This is a genomic window from Acidisarcina polymorpha, assembly GCF_003330725.1.
Lineage (GTDB): Bacteria > Acidobacteriota > Terriglobia > Terriglobales > Acidobacteriaceae > Acidisarcina > Acidisarcina polymorpha.
Genome location: NZ_CP030840.1, coordinates 1491019 through 1507272, shown reverse-complemented (window position 1 = coordinate 1507272; position 16254 = coordinate 1491019). Strand labels below are relative to the sequence as shown.

At 59.0% G+C, this 16254-nt stretch carries 16 protein-coding genes; 8 read left to right on the top strand and 8 right to left on the bottom strand.

Translation table 11 applies throughout. From position 1 onward, the window contains the following. Positions 1–58: 58 nt before the first annotated feature. Both ACPOL_RS06630 and ruvB read right to left on the bottom strand, forming a co-directional pair. Positions 59–619 carry a thioredoxin family protein gene (locus ACPOL_RS06630; RefSeq protein WP_114206364.1) on the bottom strand — a complete coding sequence of 187 codons (561 nt, stop codon included), beginning with the start codon at positions 617–619 and terminating at the stop codon, positions 59–61. A gap of 126 nt (positions 620–745) precedes the next feature. Beyond that, positions 746–1780 carry a Holliday junction branch migration DNA helicase RuvB gene (ruvB, locus tag ACPOL_RS06625; RefSeq protein ID WP_114206363.1) on the bottom strand — a complete coding sequence of 345 codons (1035 nt, stop codon included), beginning with the start codon at positions 1778–1780 and terminating at the stop codon, positions 746–748. Between the two features lie 287 nt (positions 1781–2067). On the opposite strand from ruvB, the gene ACPOL_RS06620 reads away from it, so the two are divergent. Next, positions 2068–3135: a LacI family DNA-binding transcriptional regulator gene (locus ACPOL_RS06620; RefSeq protein ID WP_114206362.1), complete on the top strand. Its 1068-nt coding sequence runs from the start codon at positions 2068–2070 to the stop codon at positions 3133–3135. Between the two features lie 27 nt (positions 3136–3162). Here the strand turns inward: ACPOL_RS06620 and ACPOL_RS06615 are convergent, their stop codons facing one another. From ACPOL_RS06615 to ACPOL_RS06605, 3 genes are all read right to left on the bottom strand, one after another. Continuing rightward, entirely contained in the window at positions 3163–3429 is a 267-nt protein-coding gene (locus ACPOL_RS06615) for a hypothetical protein (protein WP_150132925.1), read from the bottom strand. 387 nt (positions 3430–3816) lie between these two features. Next, the gene (locus ACPOL_RS06610) at positions 3817–4215 is read right to left on the bottom strand and encodes a RidA family protein (protein WP_114206360.1); all 399 of its coding nucleotides are present in this window, start codon (positions 4213–4215) and stop codon (positions 3817–3819) included. Positions 4216–4242: 27 nt separating this feature from the next. Then, positions 4243–6501: a RelA/SpoT family protein gene (locus tag ACPOL_RS06605; protein WP_236657280.1), complete on the bottom strand. Its 2259-nt coding sequence runs from the start codon at positions 6499–6501 to the stop codon at positions 4243–4245. 159 nt (positions 6502–6660) lie between these two features. On the opposite strand from ACPOL_RS06605, the gene ACPOL_RS06600 reads away from it, so the two are divergent. The 4 genes from ACPOL_RS06600 to ACPOL_RS06585 all read left to right on the top strand — a co-directional run bounded on the left by ACPOL_RS06600 (position 6661) and on the right by ACPOL_RS06585 (position 9416). Continuing rightward, positions 6661–7125 (top strand): MarR family transcriptional regulator, encoded by a 465-nt coding sequence (locus ACPOL_RS06600; RefSeq protein WP_114206358.1) that lies wholly within the window; start codon positions 6661–6663, stop codon positions 7123–7125. Beyond that, positions 7122–8786: a chloride channel protein gene (locus ACPOL_RS06595; RefSeq protein WP_114206357.1), complete on the top strand. Its 1665-nt coding sequence runs from the start codon at positions 7122–7124 to the stop codon at positions 8784–8786. The genes ACPOL_RS06600 and ACPOL_RS06595 overlap by 4 nt, the downstream gene beginning before the upstream one ends. 150 nt (positions 8787–8936) lie before the next feature. After that, positions 8937–9020 (top strand): AbrB/MazE/SpoVT family DNA-binding domain-containing protein, encoded by an 84-nt coding sequence (locus ACPOL_RS36080; protein ID WP_114210645.1) that lies wholly within the window; start codon positions 8937–8939, stop codon positions 9018–9020. Positions 9021–9143: 123 nt separating this feature from the next. Beyond that, complete coding sequence (locus tag ACPOL_RS06585; RefSeq protein WP_114206356.1) at positions 9144–9416, top strand: PIN domain-containing protein; 273 nt, start codon at positions 9144–9146, stop codon at positions 9414–9416. Positions 9417–9822: 406 nt separating this feature from the next. Here the strand turns inward: ACPOL_RS06585 and lepB are convergent, their stop codons facing one another. The 3 genes from lepB to ACPOL_RS06570 all read right to left on the bottom strand — a co-directional run bounded on the left by lepB (position 9823) and on the right by ACPOL_RS06570 (position 12549). Beyond that, the gene (gene lepB / locus ACPOL_RS06580) at positions 9823–10692 is read right to left on the bottom strand and encodes a signal peptidase I (RefSeq protein ID WP_114206355.1); all 870 of its coding nucleotides are present in this window, start codon (positions 10690–10692) and stop codon (positions 9823–9825) included. Further along, positions 10689–11534 carry a ribonuclease III gene (gene rnc / locus ACPOL_RS06575; protein ID WP_114206354.1) on the bottom strand — a complete coding sequence of 282 codons (846 nt, stop codon included), beginning with the start codon at positions 11532–11534 and terminating at the stop codon, positions 10689–10691. The genes lepB and rnc overlap by 4 nt, the downstream gene beginning before the upstream one ends. 76 nt (positions 11535–11610) lie before the next feature. Next, positions 11611–12549 (bottom strand): MBL fold metallo-hydrolase, encoded by a 939-nt coding sequence (locus ACPOL_RS06570; protein WP_114206353.1) that lies wholly within the window; start codon positions 12547–12549, stop codon positions 11611–11613. Between the two features lie 250 nt (positions 12550–12799). On the opposite strand from ACPOL_RS06570, the gene ACPOL_RS06565 reads away from it, so the two are divergent. The 3 genes from ACPOL_RS06565 to ACPOL_RS06555 all read left to right on the top strand — a co-directional run bounded on the left by ACPOL_RS06565 (position 12800) and on the right by ACPOL_RS06555 (position 16133). Continuing rightward, positions 12800–13891, top strand: a complete 1092-nt coding sequence (locus ACPOL_RS06565; protein ID WP_114206352.1) for a sugar ABC transporter substrate-binding protein — start codon at positions 12800–12802, stop codon at positions 13889–13891. 92 nt (positions 13892–13983) lie between these two features. Then, a complete protein-coding gene (locus ACPOL_RS06560; RefSeq protein WP_114206351.1) occupies positions 13984–14688 on the top strand; it encodes a response regulator transcription factor in 705 nt (234 codons plus the stop codon). Further along, on the top strand, positions 14685–16133 hold the full coding sequence (locus ACPOL_RS06555) for a sensor histidine kinase (RefSeq protein WP_114206350.1): 1449 nt from the start codon (positions 14685–14687) through the stop codon (positions 16131–16133). Before ACPOL_RS06560 ends, ACPOL_RS06555 begins: the two co-directional genes overlap by 4 nt. The last annotated feature ends 121 nt before the right edge of the window (positions 16134–16254 follow it).

Here is a 16254-nt window from a genome sequence, read left to right as displayed (position 1 = left end):
GTTCGCCACTACGGGCAGGACAAGAATCTCGAGCGCTGCGAATGAGTAGCTATTACGGTTACGAGTTCTTCCATTTGATGTTGCAACCGATACTTGGCTTTTGTTGTTCTGGGACCGGCTTGTTCTCCAGCAACAAATTCATCGCAGAGCGAAGATCTCTTCCCGTGACTGGAACCAGATTACTGGGGCGGCTGTCGTCAAGCTGCCCTCGATACACAAGCTTCAGGCCCTTATCGAACAAGAAGAAGTCCGGAGTGCAAGTGGCACTGTAGGCCCGGGCCACTTCCTGGGTCTCGTCGTAAAGATAACGAAAGTCAAACCCTAACTTCTCTGCCTGCCGCTTAAGACTCTCTGGAGCGTCCTCCGGATGTGCCTCTGCATCGTTGCTGCTGATCGCCACGATGCCGATCCCTTTCCCGGCAAAGTCCTTGCCGATCGCCGCAAGTTCTTTCTCGACATGCATCACGAATGGACAGTGTTTGCAGATGAACATCACCAGCAAACCATGTTCGCCGCGAAGCTGTTCCAGGGTTCTGTGTTCCCCGGAGATCACATCTGCAAGGTCAAAAGCCGGGGCCGCCGTTCCCAGCGGAATCATTGCGGATTCAGTTCTAGCCATAAATTCCTCTCAAACCTATAGGATGCTGCGGTGATCTTTTCAGCGATCGCAGCTTCGCCGTTGATGCCTGTCTAGCAGGGCTGCAGAAACGATGCCCAGGCTCATCCCAACATCTGCACTTCTGCTCTAAAAAAGCGCTGTCTGCCTGCGCGGTAGTGGCAGTCCAAAATGCTCGTAAGCCAAGCGCGTCGCGACTCGCCCCCGCGGCGTCCGGTCGAGGAAGCCGATCTGGATCAGGAACGGTTCGTAGACCTCTTCAAGCGCGTCTTCCTCTTCCGCCAGGGTCGCCGCCAGGGTGTTCAGGCCAACCGGACCGCCATCATACTTCTCAATAATCGTCAGCAAGAGACGGCGGTCAAGTTCATCGAAGCCATGGGCGTCCACTTCCAGCATCTTCAGCGCCGCCTCGGCGGTGGGACGGTCGATGCTGCCGGTTCCGCGCACCTGGGCGTAATCGCGCACCCGCCGCAGCAAGCGATTCGCGATTCGCGGTGTTCCCCGCGAACGCATCGCGATCTCCGCTGCTCCATCATGATCGATGGGGACATTCATTACCTCGGCCGAGCGCTCGACAATGTAGCGAAGATCATCCTCGTTATAGAATTCCAGCCGCAGCAGGATGCCGAACCGCGACCGGAGCGGCGAAGAAAGCAGCCCCGGACGCGTCGTCGCAGCCACGAAGGTGAACGGTTTGATGTCCATCACATGAGTGCGCGCCGCCGGCCCCTGGCCGATGATGATATCGAGCTTGTAATCCTCGAGAGCCGTATAGAGCTTCTCTTCTAGCACCGGCTGTAAACGATGGATCTCGTCCAGAAACAGGACCTGGCGTTCTCGCAGGTTCGTCAGGATCGCAGTCAGATCGCCCTGGATCTGCAACGCGGGGCCCGAGGTCTGTTGGAAGCCGACGTCGAGTTCATTGGCAATGATGGAGGCAAGCGTGGTCTTGCCAAGACCAGGAGGACCGAACAGCAGAACGTGGTCGAGAGCCTCGCCACGCGATTTAGCGGCCTGCAGAGCGATCGCCAGCTGCTCCTTGGCTTTTGGCTGGCCAATGAATTCGTTAAGCAGCCGAGGCCGGAGCTTCAGCTCAAAGGAATTCTCTTCCTCCGCACGAGCGGCAGAGACAAGGCGTTCGGGACTGGACTTGCTAGCAGACATCTGTTGGGAAGTTTAGCAGGCTGGCGATCGTCTACGACCTCTGCAATCCTCATCCCCTGCCGGGTTCAACTAGAGCAGGGCAGAGTAGGTGTTTAGAGCGGGGCAGGGGAGGTGTTCTGTAAGACCAGATTCCTTCCCGTTGTTCCGCCAGCAAGAGGCTAGGCTGCCAGCTTCCCGCTGTCCCCCCACAACCTGCATTCCCCGGCCCAGGGCATGCGTTTCCCTCTAAGGTATGCTAGTTCACATCGTTAGAACTGAACCGCTTTAAGCAATCGATTGAATCGAGCATGGTTAAGAAACAAGTGGACGCCAGCCCGGTCACTCAGGGCAAGCGCACCGATCTGCAGCAGCTAGCGACCCATCTTGGGCTTTCCAAGACGACGGTCTCCTTCGTGCTGAACGATGCGCCGCAGGCGCAGCAGCTCAGTGCCGAGACCCGGAAGCGGGTGCTCGAGGCTGCCAAAAAGCTCAACTACCGGCCCAGCTACTACGCCCGTAATCTGCGAAAAGGCAGTAGCGAGTCAATCGGTGTCATTGTTCCCGAAATGAGCGAAGGCTACTTCACCCTGGTCATGGGCGGTGTCGAGGAGTACCTGCTCGAGAAACACTTTCTTTATTTCACCACCTGCCATTATTGGCGGCCGGAGTTGATGAAAGACTATCCCCGAATGCTGCAGGACCGCGGCGTCGAGGGGCTCCTCGTGCTGAATACCAACGTTGAGTTTGAAAGCCATCTGCCGACCGTCGCCGTCTCCGGCCACAAAACCGGTCCGCTGGTAACGAACGTGACCCTGGACCACGTCGCATCGGCGCAATTGGCAATCCAGCACTTATACGAGCTAGGGCACCGGCGGATTGCCTTCATGAAAGGTCAGCAATACTCCGTGGACTCGAAATTCCGCTGGAAGGCGATCCTGGACGTGGCCAGGGATTTCGGCCTCAAGGTGCCCCCGGAGTTGACCATCGAGCTTCAGGCGAATAGCTGGTCCCCGGAACTGGGTTACTTTCCAGTCAAGGCATTCATCACCAGGAAACAAGAATTCAGCGCGATGTTTTGTTTCAACGACACGGCGGCCATCGGCGCAATGAGGGCGCTCGGTGAGGCCGGATTGCGGATTCCCGAGGATGTCTCAGTGATCGGCTTCGACGACATCATGAGCGCGGCCTATCAGCGCCCCAGCCTTACCACAATCCGTCAACCCCTTCGAGCGATGGGTACGATCGCGGCGCGAACCCTCCTCGAAAAAATCATTCATCCCGAGGAGCGTTTTCCCGAGGAGATCGTCATGGGACCGGAACTGGTGGTGAGGGAATCTTCGGGGAAAGCGAAAGCGCGGGAAAGAACCAAGGCGTGAGAAGCAAGAGCCGCCAACCCCGCTCCATCATGAACTTCTGAGAGGGGTGGAGTGGGTCGCTGTGGCCGTCCGGATGCTGGTTCTGGTCAGGAAATCGCGATAGCGCTCGGCCTCATCGCGCTGCGCCCGGGCCAGCAGCCGGTGCCGTCGGAGCTGGTCGGGATTCTCGATGGTCGTCGCCTGGAGTTCGTCGCCTAACGCATCGATCTCCAGGGTGAGCGCCCTGGCCTGCAGTGCGCGATAAAAGCGGGCGCTGATCTCGTAGGGTTCCCAGGGTAGAGGAATTCGTGTCATGGTTTTTTCGAAAATGGGCTGAAGTTCCTCAATGCTGGGTCGATAATAGGGGAAGAGCGATCGAGCGACCAGAGTACTTCCGGGCATCCGGAAGTACCCGCGCCTGTCTCTGCCCATAAGCTGGGATAGACTCGGATTCCGCTACGGTGTCCCTCAAAAACACCCCAACGACCATCCCGACTCCGGAATGCCCTGAAACTGCCGTGATCCTGAACGCTCTAAAACTCTCATCGCCGCTGACGTCTTAACAATCCCGTCATCCTGAGCGCAGCGAAGGATCTGCGTCGACAGCAAGTTCGCTCGTGCAGAGATTCCTTCAGATCGCAATGAACATCAGACTAGGCTACTAGCCTCGCAAACCGCACTTCGGAATCGTTGCTGCCCCGCCTACAGCACAGCAATGACTTCGATCTCCACCAACGCATCCTTCGGCAGCCGGGCGACCTCCACCGTCGAGCGCGCCGGCGCAACCGCCCCTTCGGGAGCGAAGTATTGGCCATAAATCGCGTTCATCGCCGCGAAATCATTCATGTCTTTCAAAAATACCGTTGTCTTGACAACCTGGGTAAGGCTGGCGCCGGCTGCTCCAAGCACCGCTCTCAGATTTTCCAGAACGCGCGTCGTTTGAGCCTCAATGCCGCCAGAAACCATCTGCCCGGTTGCCGGGTCGAGAGCCACCTGGCCCGAGGTGTAAAGGAAATCTCCGACCCGGACACCCTGGGAATAAGGGCCGATCGCAGCAGGAGCTTTATCAGTGGAAACAGGGATCTTGGCAGTCGAAGTCATCTCTGAATTCTAGCTGCTATGTCGGATCTATAGCTTCTGCGCCCGCTGCACATCCCTCACCCCCGCCACCCGCCGCAGGTTGGTGACCAGCTTGGTCAAATGGCGAACGTCTTCGGCCTCGACAATGAATTCGACGACCGCTCCCCCATGGTCATCGGACTTCGAATCCACTCCGCGAATGTTGGTCCCGTCATCGCTGATGATGGCGGTCAGCTCTTTCAACATCCCGGGGCGGTCATCGCAGAGAATCGTCAATTTGACCGGATAAGTGACCGGACGGGGAGCATGAGCGCCGTTCTTCTGGCCGCCGGCTGGTTCGGATGGAGCAAGCCGGGCCCACTCGACGTTAATCCGCCGGTCCGACTCGTAGAGCAGATTCTGCACATTAGGGCAGCTGCGCGCATGCACGGCGACGCCCTTGCCGCGGGTGACGTAGCCGATAATCTCTTCGCCTCGAATCGGATTGCAACATCGCGCCCGGTAGATCAGCAGGTCGTTTTGACCCTCGACCTGAAGCGAATCTGTCTTCGTCGCCAAATGGACGCGCGTGACCGCCTCAGAGACCGTCGGCTTGGTCTCAACGCCAGATTCCAGCTCGCCCGGCACCGGCAGCGAGATCACACCGGGAGAAAGCTTGTTCAGCACCTGGCGGGCGGAGTATTTCCCGAAGCCGATCGTGGCCAGTAAATCAATCGGAGTTGCAACTCCGTAGTCAGCCGCGACCCTGGCGTAATCGGCGTCCATAAACTTGTTCAAAGAAACCTTGTACTTGCGGGCCTCACGCTCCAGCAGCTTGCGGCCGATGTCGATAGCGCGTTCGCGCTGATGCTCGTTGAGCCAGTGCTTGATCTTGTTCCGCGCGCGCGAACTCTTGACGAAGGTAAGCCAGTCACGACTCGGCGTGTGGCCGTTCTGGGTCACAACCTCGACAATGTCGCCATTCCTCAACTTCGATCGCAGCGGCGCGATGCGGCCGTTCACCTTGGCGCTGACGCAGGTGTTCCCGACCTCGGTGTGGATCGAGTACGCAAAGTCAATCGGCGTTGCGTCCTTCGGCAGAACGACAACTTTGCCCTTCGGCGTAAAGGTGTAGACCTCCTCCGGATAGAGATCGATCTTGAGCGTCGAGAGGAACTCGTTCGGGTCGGTCATCTCCCGCTGCCACTCGACCAGTTGCCGCACCCAGGCAAGCCGCTGTTCGTCGCGCGCGCTGATCGGCGAGCCGCCCGCCTTATATTTCCAGTGCGCCGCAATGCCCTCCTCGGCGATGCGGTGCATCTCTTCGGTGCGGATCTGCACCTCGAACTGATGGCCGCGCTCCCCGATCACCGTCGTGTGTAGCGACTGATACAAATTCGGACGCGGCATGGCGATAAAGTCTTTAATCCGCCCGGGAACCGGCCGCCAGAGTCCGTGAATGATGCCGAAGACCGCATAGCAATGCGCAACGCTGCCGGTGATGACCCGAATAGCCAGCAGATCGTAGACCTGGTCGATGTTCGTATCCGCCTCGCGCAGTTTTTGACTGACACTGTAAAGCCGCTTGATGCGCCATTCCACCCGGGCAGTGATGCCTTCTTCGTTAAGCCGGTCAGCGAGCGTCGCCTCTACATTGGCCAGGAATTCTTCGCCCTCGCTGCGGCGCGATTCGACCGCGCTCGAGACCTGCTCATAGGTAAAAGGATCGACATAGCGGAAGGCCAGATCTTCTAACTCGCCGCGGACCTTGCCCATGCCGAGCCGGTGAGCCAGTGGAGCATATATATCCAGGGTCTCCCGCGCGATAGCCTGCTGGCGATGCGGCGCCAGATGCTCGAGCGTACGCATATTGTGTAGCCGGTCGGCGAGCTTGATGATGACCACTCGCACATCGCTCACCATCGCCAACAGCATCTTGCGAACGTTTTCCGCCTGCCGGTCTTCACGGTTCGCAAACTGGATCTTGTCGATCTTGGTGACGCCCTCGACAAGGTGGGCCACCTGTTCGCCGAAGCGCGCGGAGATATCCTCGGTGGTCACCGGCGTATCTTCCACCGCGTCATGAAGCAGCCCGGCAGCGATCGCCGTCGAGTCCAGCTTCATCTCCGCGAGCACCTGGGCCACTTCCAGCGGATGCAGCACATAAGGCTCGCCAGAGGCGCGAAGCTGCCCATTGTGATGCTCGAGGCAATAATCCCAAGCCTTGCGAATGATCTCGGTATCGTCGGAGGGGCGGTTCTTCCGCACAGTCGCAATCAGCTCGCGGAAGCGGTCGGCCAGCAGGTCCCGCCCAGATTCCGGAGTCAAAGAGGCTGTCTGCGCAGTCGCCATATCTGATTATAGGCTGTCCGTCAAAAAACCAGGATGGTTACCAGGCAGTCTTTAGTTCCCGCCCGACCCCTCGCAACGCTCTTTGCCGGATCAATCCATCTTGTCTGGGAATTTATATCGTAATACGATATAAAAATGGAAGCAGATCAACTCTTCCCTTCAGGTCGTCAGCTGCTTTGCACCCTCGCAGAGTTTCGCTTTGAGCTGCGAAGGTTCCTCCTTTTCAGCGAAAAAGCCGCCGAAAGCGTGGGACTGCAGCCTCAACAGCATCAACTGCTGCTGCAGATTGCAGGCGCGCCGGCAGGCGCCACAACCACCATTGCCTATGCCGCCGGACGACTTGGCTTGCGCCACAACAGCGTCGTTGAGCTTGTCGATCGATCCGAAAAGCAGCGCCTGTTGAAACGCGTAGAGGATCAGGCCGACCGCCGCCGTGTGCTTCTTCGCCTGACCCGCAAGGGCGAGCGGCTTCTACTTCAGCTTGCCGACGAACATGCAAGCGAGTTACACGATATGGCCCCTCGACTCGCCAGCGTCTTGCACCGGATCGAGGCGACCCGGTCCGGCAGTTCCTCGAAAGAAAAGGCGCCCAGCAAATGAACTCGAGACCTTCCGCTTTACGGGATTTCACCGTCGATCGCCGCGTCTGGCTGCTGACCGCAGTTGCTGCCGTCATCGGAATCGGGGCGGCCGCTCTGGCCGTGCTGCTCCTGCGGGCCATTGCTCTAGCTACAAATATCTTTTACTACCACCGCATCAGCCTAGCAGCGGTTTCACCAGCCGGGTCTTCCTTGTCGCGATGGATTTTGCCATTTGTCCCGGTTGTCGGTGGCCTCATCGTTGGCGTCATGGCCCGTTATGGCTCGGACAAAATTCGCGGTCACGGTATCCCCGAGGCGATTGAAGCGATTCTCCTTCGGGGAGCCCGCGTCGACCCTAAGGTCGCGATCCTGAAGCCGATCTCTGCGGCGATCTCGATCGGCTCAGGCGGACCTTTCGGCGCCGAGGGACCCATCATCATGACCGGAGGAGCCTTCGGTTCCCTGATCGCGCAATGGCTCAAGCTCTCCGATGCCGAGCGCACCACGTTGCTGGTTGCCGGTGCAGCCGCCGGCATGGCGGCCACCTTCGCCGCCCCACTCGCGGCGATTCTGCTGGCGGTCGAGTTGCTGCTCTTCGAATGGCGCCCGCGCTCCCTGGTTCCGGTCGCAGTGGCCAGCGGAATGGCGGGAGCGCTGCGCACCACATGGCTTGGCACCGGACCGCTCTTTCCGCTTGAGTCTCAGGCAGCCTTTCCGCTGGCCCCGGCGATGCTGGCGGCGGTCATTCTGGGATTAGTGATCGGCCTGGCGTCGGCTGGCCTAAGCCGCCTGATGTATGGCTTCGAAGACGCCTTCGAACACTTCTGCGGCCGGTTGCGGATTCACTGGATGTGGTGGCCGGCAATCGGCGGGCTCGGTGTTGGACTTGGCGGCCTGTTCTTTGCTCGAGGACTCGGCGTCGGCTATGACAACATCGCTGAGTTGCTGCGCGGCAATGCTCCAATGGCCCTGGTTCTGGGCTTGATCGTCGCCAAGTCGCTGATGTGGGCCTTTTCACTCGGATCGGGAACATCGGGCGGTGTGCTCGCGCCATTGCTGATGATCGGCGCCTCGCTCGGGGAGCTTCCCGCGATGCTACTGCATCTGCCGGTTGAGACCCAGGCGCTCTGGGCGTTACTGGGGATGGGAGCGATGCTCTCCGGTTCGCTCGGAGTTCCGCTGACAGCGATTCTGTTCTCGCTCGAGCTCACCCATGCCCTCCCGGCGCTGTTGCCGCTAGTGCTCGCTTGCACCGCCTCATACGTCGTGACGTCGCTCATCATGCCGCGCTCGATCCTGACCGAGAAGCTCGGCCGGAGGGGCTTTCATCTCTCCCGGGAGTACGGCGTCGATCCACTCGAATCGGTGATCGTTGCCGAGGTAATGGCCGAGCCGATGGCCCAGCCGATGAATGAGGCGGGGCCCCACCCTTCCGGCGAAACGCCCACATCGTCGTCTGAGATATTCGCTTACTCCGATGAGTCATGCCGAACCGTCGCCGAGCAGATGGCTTCAAGTGGGACCATGGCGATGCTGGTGCGCGACCGCGAAACCGGAGCGGTTCTCGGCAAGATTGCCGCCCCTGAACTGCTTTCGGCCCGAAAACGCTCAGTCGTACCAGAGTCAGAGCGCAGCAGTGGCTTTGGGAAGCGAGGGCAAGAGGCACCGGCCCGTGGGTGATCGGGTGCCCGAGGATATATCGCGCCGCCCGGGCTTCGAGGCGCGGTTCGCTTCTGGCTCCTTGACAGACCCTTCTGGAAGCGCATTACTTATTGCAGAAAGTAAGGTGAAACTATGGAATCGGCTCTGACGGTGAAAGGGTAGGCGACGATCCCGAAGGCGATTCGGGAGCACCTTGGGCTGGAGCCGGGTGACCGGATCAAGTTTTTGTTCATCCGGACGGCAGTGTGGTGATTTTGCCGAAGCTTCCTGCTTCGTCGCTGAAGGGCATGTTCTCTTCTCGACGGCGACACACCCCCACGCTACAGGAGATGGATGAGGCGGTAACCGAGACGGCTGCCGCTCGGCCCGACGTCGATGATTGGGTTCGACACCAACGTCCTTGTTCGGTATCTTGCGCACGACGATCCGGTGCAGTCGCGGAAGGCGACCGAAGTCATCGAGGGGCGGCTGACTGGGGAAGCCCCGGGATTCGTCAGCCTGGTGACCCTAGTTGAGACTGTGTGGGTACTGGGAAGGGTCTACGACTTGTCCGGGAAAGAGCGGGCCGCGGTCGTCGAGCGGTTGCTTCAGGCCGATACGCTGGTGGTTCAGAACGAGCAGGAGGTGTTCACGGCCCGGTCGCGGTAAGGAGCGGGCTCGGCACCTTCGCGGACGCGCTGATTGGAGCGCTTGGCCTATCGGCGGATTGCGCGTTCACGGTCACCTTCCCTAAAAAGGCTGCGCGGCTGGGTGGGTTTGAGGATTTGTAGGCCCTCTTCTCGTGAGCACTAGAACGGAAGTTCGATTGAATCCACTACGGCAGAAAAGATCGGCTTAAGAGGACTTCCTAGTTGTCGCCGTAGTAAAGCTGATTTTTCGGTTCACGGTCTGTGGATTAGTATCGCCTATCGGCGAGTGCGCGCGTCGAGATGATGGGCGTCGCTTTCGAAATAGGACCAGGTTGGATACACAAACGCAGGGCATTCCGCTTCGGGACGTTCCGGACGGAGCTGGATCTCTCCTCGTCCCAGCTTCTCATCCTTCTGGCTGCGCCCTACCGAACCACCTGAAACATCCGGTCCCATCTGGCGAAGTCAAGCAAGGCGCTGACCAGGCTGTTTCCATGCGCAAGCGAATCGCCGGGCAGCGGCGACGGGTCGGTGGGAGAGACGCTGCGGACGGAAAAGTAAATGACAAACGGCCGTCCAACGATGTTTTCTCGAGGAACGAACCCCCAATACCGGCTGTCTCGGCTGTTGTTGCGGTTATCGCCGAGGACGAAATAGTGCCCCTTAGGCACGACTATCTCCCCATCCTGCAGGTTGCGCCGGACATTCAGCCACCAGTGCGAGTCCACACCAGGATCGGTGAACTGGCCGGTAGGGAACTGGTCGCGGAAGCTGTCAGGATAGTTCCCACGATAAACCGCATATGGTTCGGTCTGAGCTTTTCCGTTGAGATAGACGATCCCGTTGATTAGCCGGATGTGATCTCCCGGAATGCCGACGACGCGCTTCACCAGATGCTCGCCAGGCTGTAGCGGGAAATGGAAGACGATAATGTCGCCGCGATGGACTTGCCGGTAAGGCAGCGTCCAGAACCAAAGGCTGCCGCCGGGACTTTCCGCCATCTTGTTGACCAGCAAAAAATCCCCCACCAGCAAAGTGCGCTCCATTGATTCGGAGGGAATCCGAAATGGCTGCACGATAAACGTCAAAACAAAAAGAGCAATGACGACCACCGAGAGGAAAGATCGCACCGTGTCGAGCAGATGCGGAAAGATAATGTGGTGGACGATGTGTTCCTGCCGCGCCGGGAAAGTCACGTCAGAGAGAGGAATCGCGCCGAAGGGAGGCTCCTCGATCACCGGCGCGGTCGCGGGGAGCATAGAATCTCGCGGAGTGGCGGCGGTCGGTGTGCTCACGACACCAACTCCTCGGGCAGCCGCTCAGCAGATTCGAAGGAGCTCTGATCGGACTCGTGCAGAAGCTTCAGGTAAGCGCGCCGCGCAGCTTCTTGTTCAGCCAGTTTTTTCGTCGTGCCGCTGCCGCGCGCCAGGATGCGTGGCTCACTTTCGACCTTTGCTGACGCCATGCGTACTTCAATCAGAAAGCGTTTTCGGTGGTCGGGGCCACTCTCCCCTTTGATCACGTATTGGGGTTGTCCGATCTTGCGGGCCTGGAGGAACTCCTGGAGCGCGGACTTGTAGTCGCCGATGCTGCCGCCCCGTTCAATTGTTGCGCGAAGTTCTCCCACGTAAGGTTCGACGACCCGGTGCTCGACGAAGACGCGTGCCGCCTCCAAACCCCCATCAAGATACAAAGCGCCGATGACTGCTTCGATGGTGTTGGCAAGTAATGCAGCCTTCTTGCGGCCGCCGCTGCGCTCTTCGCCTTTACCCAGAAAAAGCGCCGCTCCTAAATCGAGCTTCGCCGCCACCTGCCCAAGGTGCTTCCGACTGACCAGCGCCGCCCGCAGCCGGGTCAGTTCGCCTTCCTGAAGTTCAGGATAGCGGCGATAGAGAGAATCAGCGGCGATAAGCCCAACCACCGCATCTCCGAGAAATTCCAGTTGCTCATTATCGGAAAGGTCGAGAGCAGGAATCTGGGGAGTTGGAGCGCTTCCACTGCGTTCCTCGGTCGCCTGCTCGTAAGCCAGCGAACTATGCGTGAGCGCTCTCTGCAGCAGATGAAGCTGTCGAAAGGTGTGGCCAATCCTCTGCTGCAATGCTTCGATAGCCGGTTGCCGCGTCTGAGGGTTTGCCATACTACTACTTTAGTTGATCCAAACAGGCAAACCTCGAGATTTGCCTCTTGCTTCACGGGAAAAGCACGCGATGCATTTACTTAGCATTCGCGAGTTTGCCGGGGCATGATAGCTCAGTTCCTTCACCAGGACGGAAAATGCGGGTCTCCCCCTCGTTCAAAGCGCAGATACAGTCTTCAACTCCGGCTTTTCGCGCTGAGGCTAAGAGACGCGGCAGAGGTTCCTCGACCGGTTCGGCCGACAACCGGAATGTCCCGAAGTGCATGGGAACCATCACGCTGGCGCGCATATCCAGGAATCCCTGCAGAGCATCCTCAGGGCTGGTATGGACGCTGCGGAAATTGTCCGGGCTATAAGCTCCGATCGGTAGTAATGCCACCTCGGGGGCTAGCCGGCGGCCGATCTCCGCAAATCCCGAAAAGTAAGCCGTATCGCCGGAATGATAGACGGAGTGCTCGCTCGACCGAAGGACATAGCCGCCAAATCCGCGGTAAGTGTCGTTGAAAAGGCGAGCTCCCCAGTGTTTCGAGGGAGTCAGAGTCACACTCACGGCGCCAAGCAAAGACGACTGCCACCATTCCAGCGAAATCACCTTGGCAAAACCGAGGTCCTGAATCAGGTTCTCGACCCCCCACGGCACGATGGCCACGGGAGCCTTGCCCGTCAGCCTGCGAGTGTGAGCAACGATCTTGCGCAGAGAAGGCCGGTTCAGGTGGTCCATGTGGGCGTGGGAGAGTAATACCGCATCGATCGGTGGCAGCCCGTCAATTCGCACCCCCGGGTGGCGAAGGCGGCGAAGCACGACCAGCCAGCGCGCGAACACCGGGTCGACCAGTACGGTTTGGCCCCCAATTTGGATCAAGAATGACGAGTGCCCGATGAAGGTAATCCCGAGTTCATCGCTTTGGGCTAGTCTCGGAAGACGGCTCGCTCCCGCGAGGGGGGCAGTGGCTGATTGTCCAACTAGTTCACTGAAATACGCAATCTTGCGGGCTTTCTCTTCCAATCCAGCCATACTTCTCCTGCCGCACCAGTTCCTGAAATATAACGATGGCGGCGCATTTGCAACTATAAATATCAGATGATTTCCTGGCCGGTTGCGAATCAGGAATCCGCATGGTCACGTTGGTCAAATGGAACAAGTAGCAATAACGGGAAAGGAACCGGCTGGCATAAATCGGGTCGCGGACGCATCAACCGCGTTTCATTAGGGACTGGCTCGTTTCAACACTGATATACTCCAGCGTAACTCTAACTAGGGGAGCATGTTGGCAAACAAGACGACGAAGCGGCTCTACCTTATTCCCATCCTCTCGAAAGCCCTGGACGTGATGGAGTTGTTGCAGGCAGAGCGGGCTCCCATGTCGCTTGAAGCCGTTTTTCAGCGCACCCGGTTCTCGAAGACCAGCGTCTATCGCATCTTGCAGACGCTCTTGCATCGCGGTTATGTCGCGCGATCCGGCGACGGTCTCTACCGGCTGGTCAGCCTGCCGCTCAAGCTGCGCTTCGGATTTGCCAGTCAGAGTTCCGAGATGCCCTTTTCGCAGGCCGTTACCCAGAGCCTTCAGGCTGCCGCCGCCGCTTCCGGCGTTGATTTGATGATCCTGGACAACCGCTACGATGCCGCGACGGCATTGAAGAATGCAGAGCAGTTCGTCCAATCCCGGATCGACCTGGTCATCGAGTTTCAAGTGGAGCAGCAGGTCGCCCCGGTCATTGCCGACCGGATCGCCGCAGCCGGGATCCCTCTCATCGCCATCGATATCCCGCACCCGCACGCGATCTATTTCGGCGTGAACAACTACCGGGTTGGCTATGACGCCGGCTCGCTTCTGGCTCAGTATGCCACCGACCACTGGCGAGGGCAGGTGGATTGGGTCCTGGGCCTCGACATTGAAGAGGCCGGCCCACTGGTGCAAAGCCGGATCACCGGCGCTTTCGAGGGCGTCCGATCCATTCTCGACGCAATCCCGGTGGAGTCGTTTGTGCGCATCGATGGCCGCGGAATGCATGAGAAAAGCTACCGCCTGGTCCTGGATTTTCTCAAGCGCCACCCCCGGGACAAGCGCATTCTTGTGGCCGCCGCAACCGATACCAGCGCCCTCGGGGCATTGCAAGCCGTAGAGGAGTTGAAGCGTGGCAAGCAGGTCGTCATCGTCGGGCAGGATTGCATTCCCGAGGCAGTGGAGGAGATGCGCAAGCCCGGCAGCCCGATCATCGGATCGGTTTCTCACGAAGTGAACGAATATGGCCCCAGAATCATCGAGATTGGCCTCGGTCTGCTGCGCGGGCGCAGCGTCCCTCCCTATAACTATGTCGTTCATCGATTGGTGACTAGCGAGTCCTTACGGGCCTAGGCCTAGCGTGCTCCCCATCACCTTCAGACAGTCTTAAGATGCCGCAGCTATGGTGCTTCTGTGCTTTACACCTAAGCTGATGCCGAGTCGCCATGCGTGTTCTGATTGTTGAAGACGAAGCTCGACTAGCCGCGAATATCGCCGCTGCCGTCCGCGAGGGCGCCGGTTACGCCGCCGACATCGCCGAGGATGGAGAGATCGGGCACTACCTGGCCTCCGATGGCGTGTATGACCTCATCATCCTCGACCTCATGCTCCCCAAGATCGACGGCCTGGGAGTCCTGACTAGACTCCGAAAGAAGGGCGACAGGACGCCCGTTCTGGTACTGACCGCTCGCAGCGAAAAAGAGTCAGTCATTCAACTCCTCAATGCCGGCGCGGATGACTACCTCTCGAAGCCTTTCGACCTGGGAGAGCTGATTGCCCGGATCAAGGCGCTGGTTAGGCGGGGCAAGGGAATCGCCCATCCCGTTCTAACCGTCCGGGATGTGGAAGTCGACACTCTGAGTCGCACTGTCAGCAGGCGTGGAGAGATCATCGATCTGTCTCCCACCGAATACCGCATTCTGGAATACTTGGTTCATCAGCCGAAGGCGGTCGTTTCCAAACGGGCTCTGTTGGAGCATCTTTACGACTACAACTGGGAAAGGCATTCGAATGTCATCGAGGCGCATGTCTCAAACCTGCGCCGAAAACTGGATCGCGGTCTGGATGCGCCCCTGATTCAGACGCTGCGCGGAAGTGGCTACCGTTTGATCTTGAAAGCCGACGACGCCAGGGAGGAGGCTGCCGAGTGAAAGCATATTCAATCGTCCGGCGATTGGTCATCACCATTCTCGCTGTGGAATTTCTCTTGGCCGCACTCACCACCACCATCGAGTTGGCTTACCTGCGCCAACAACACCTCAAGACCTTCGATATCATGCTCCGCGGCCGCGCCGACTCCGTATTCGGCGCCGTTCAGGATCTCGAAGATGAAGCAGATAGCGTCTTTCTCGATACGTCGGTCCTCGATCTACCCCGAAACGATATCTACGAAGTGCGGGAAGAATCCGGCGCGCTCATCGGCCGCTCTCCGAATTGGAATGGTCTCGCCGGAGTGCCGCCCCGAGCCGGGGCTCCATTCAGCCAGACCGAAGTCAACGGCCGCGACTATCGGGCATTAGTCCTCCATCTCACCCGGAACATCGACCCCAGCGCAAAAGGCCCCGGGATCCCCCATAAGATCGTCGTCTACTATGCCGCTCCCTTGCGTCCGGTATGGCATGCGCTCAAGGACGAAGCCAGGCTTCTGGCCTTCGGGAACTCTCTTCTACTTGCGCTCACCGCCCTTGCCGCAGCCTTGCTCCTTCGTCGAGGAATGATGCCGCTCCATGCCTTGGCCAACGAAGCTTCCGGCATCTCGGTGCATTCATGGAAGTTCCAAGCTCCCGAAGAAGCTTACGCGGCCCGCGAGCTGCGTCCCCTCGCGACTGCGCTCCAGAGTGCGCTCTCCCGGCTTGAGCAATCGTTTCGCCAGCAGCAGGTGTTCATCAGCGATGCCGCCCACGAGTTGAAAACCGCTGTGTCGATCGTCAAATCCTCCTTGCAACTGCTCGCCTACAAGGACCGCACTTTAACCGAATATCGCGAAGGCCTAACCCAGTGCCTGAATGACTGTGGACGCGTCGAAGATTTGGTTGCGAAGATGCTTACGCTCGCGAGCATCGAACAAGCCACGCCGCAGCCTCCCTCGCTTGGCGCGGAAGCGACTGATTTGAACGCATGTCTACACCAGGCAGCGCTCCAGCTGCGGCCGCTCGCCGAGCTGCACGGGGTGCGGATCACTGTCTCCGCTGCGTTCGCCTTCCACACGCAAGTGCCGGCAGCCGATTGCTCAACGCTGGTCTCGAACCTGCTCGCGAATGCCATTCAGCACAGCCCGAGAGGAAATGATTCCGAGGTGGAGCTGGCCGTCACAGAACAAGGTTTTCGCGTGCGGGACTTTGGCGAAGGTATATCGAGAGAAGCTCTGCCCTACGTCTTCGACCGTTTTTTCCGCGAAGATCGATCGCGCGCCCGCAATACCGGCGGCGCCGGTTTGGGGTTGGCAATTTGTAAGGCAATTGTCGAGCGTTACGGAGGAAAGATTTCGATAGAAAGCTGGCCAGGGGAAGGCACGCTGCTGAACGTCGAACTGCCGGGCATGGTGCTTCAAGAGCACGCCGCCGAGATGCCGAGGGCCCAAACTTCCGCAGTGTAGTGCGCAACGGGTAGGTCTTAATAGTGTAGCGCTCGACAGGCGAGCCCTTCGACCATCGCCCGTCTTCAGCTTGGCTTCACATTGCTGCTTTATGGTCATACTGGAGATTTAAAAGAGGGGT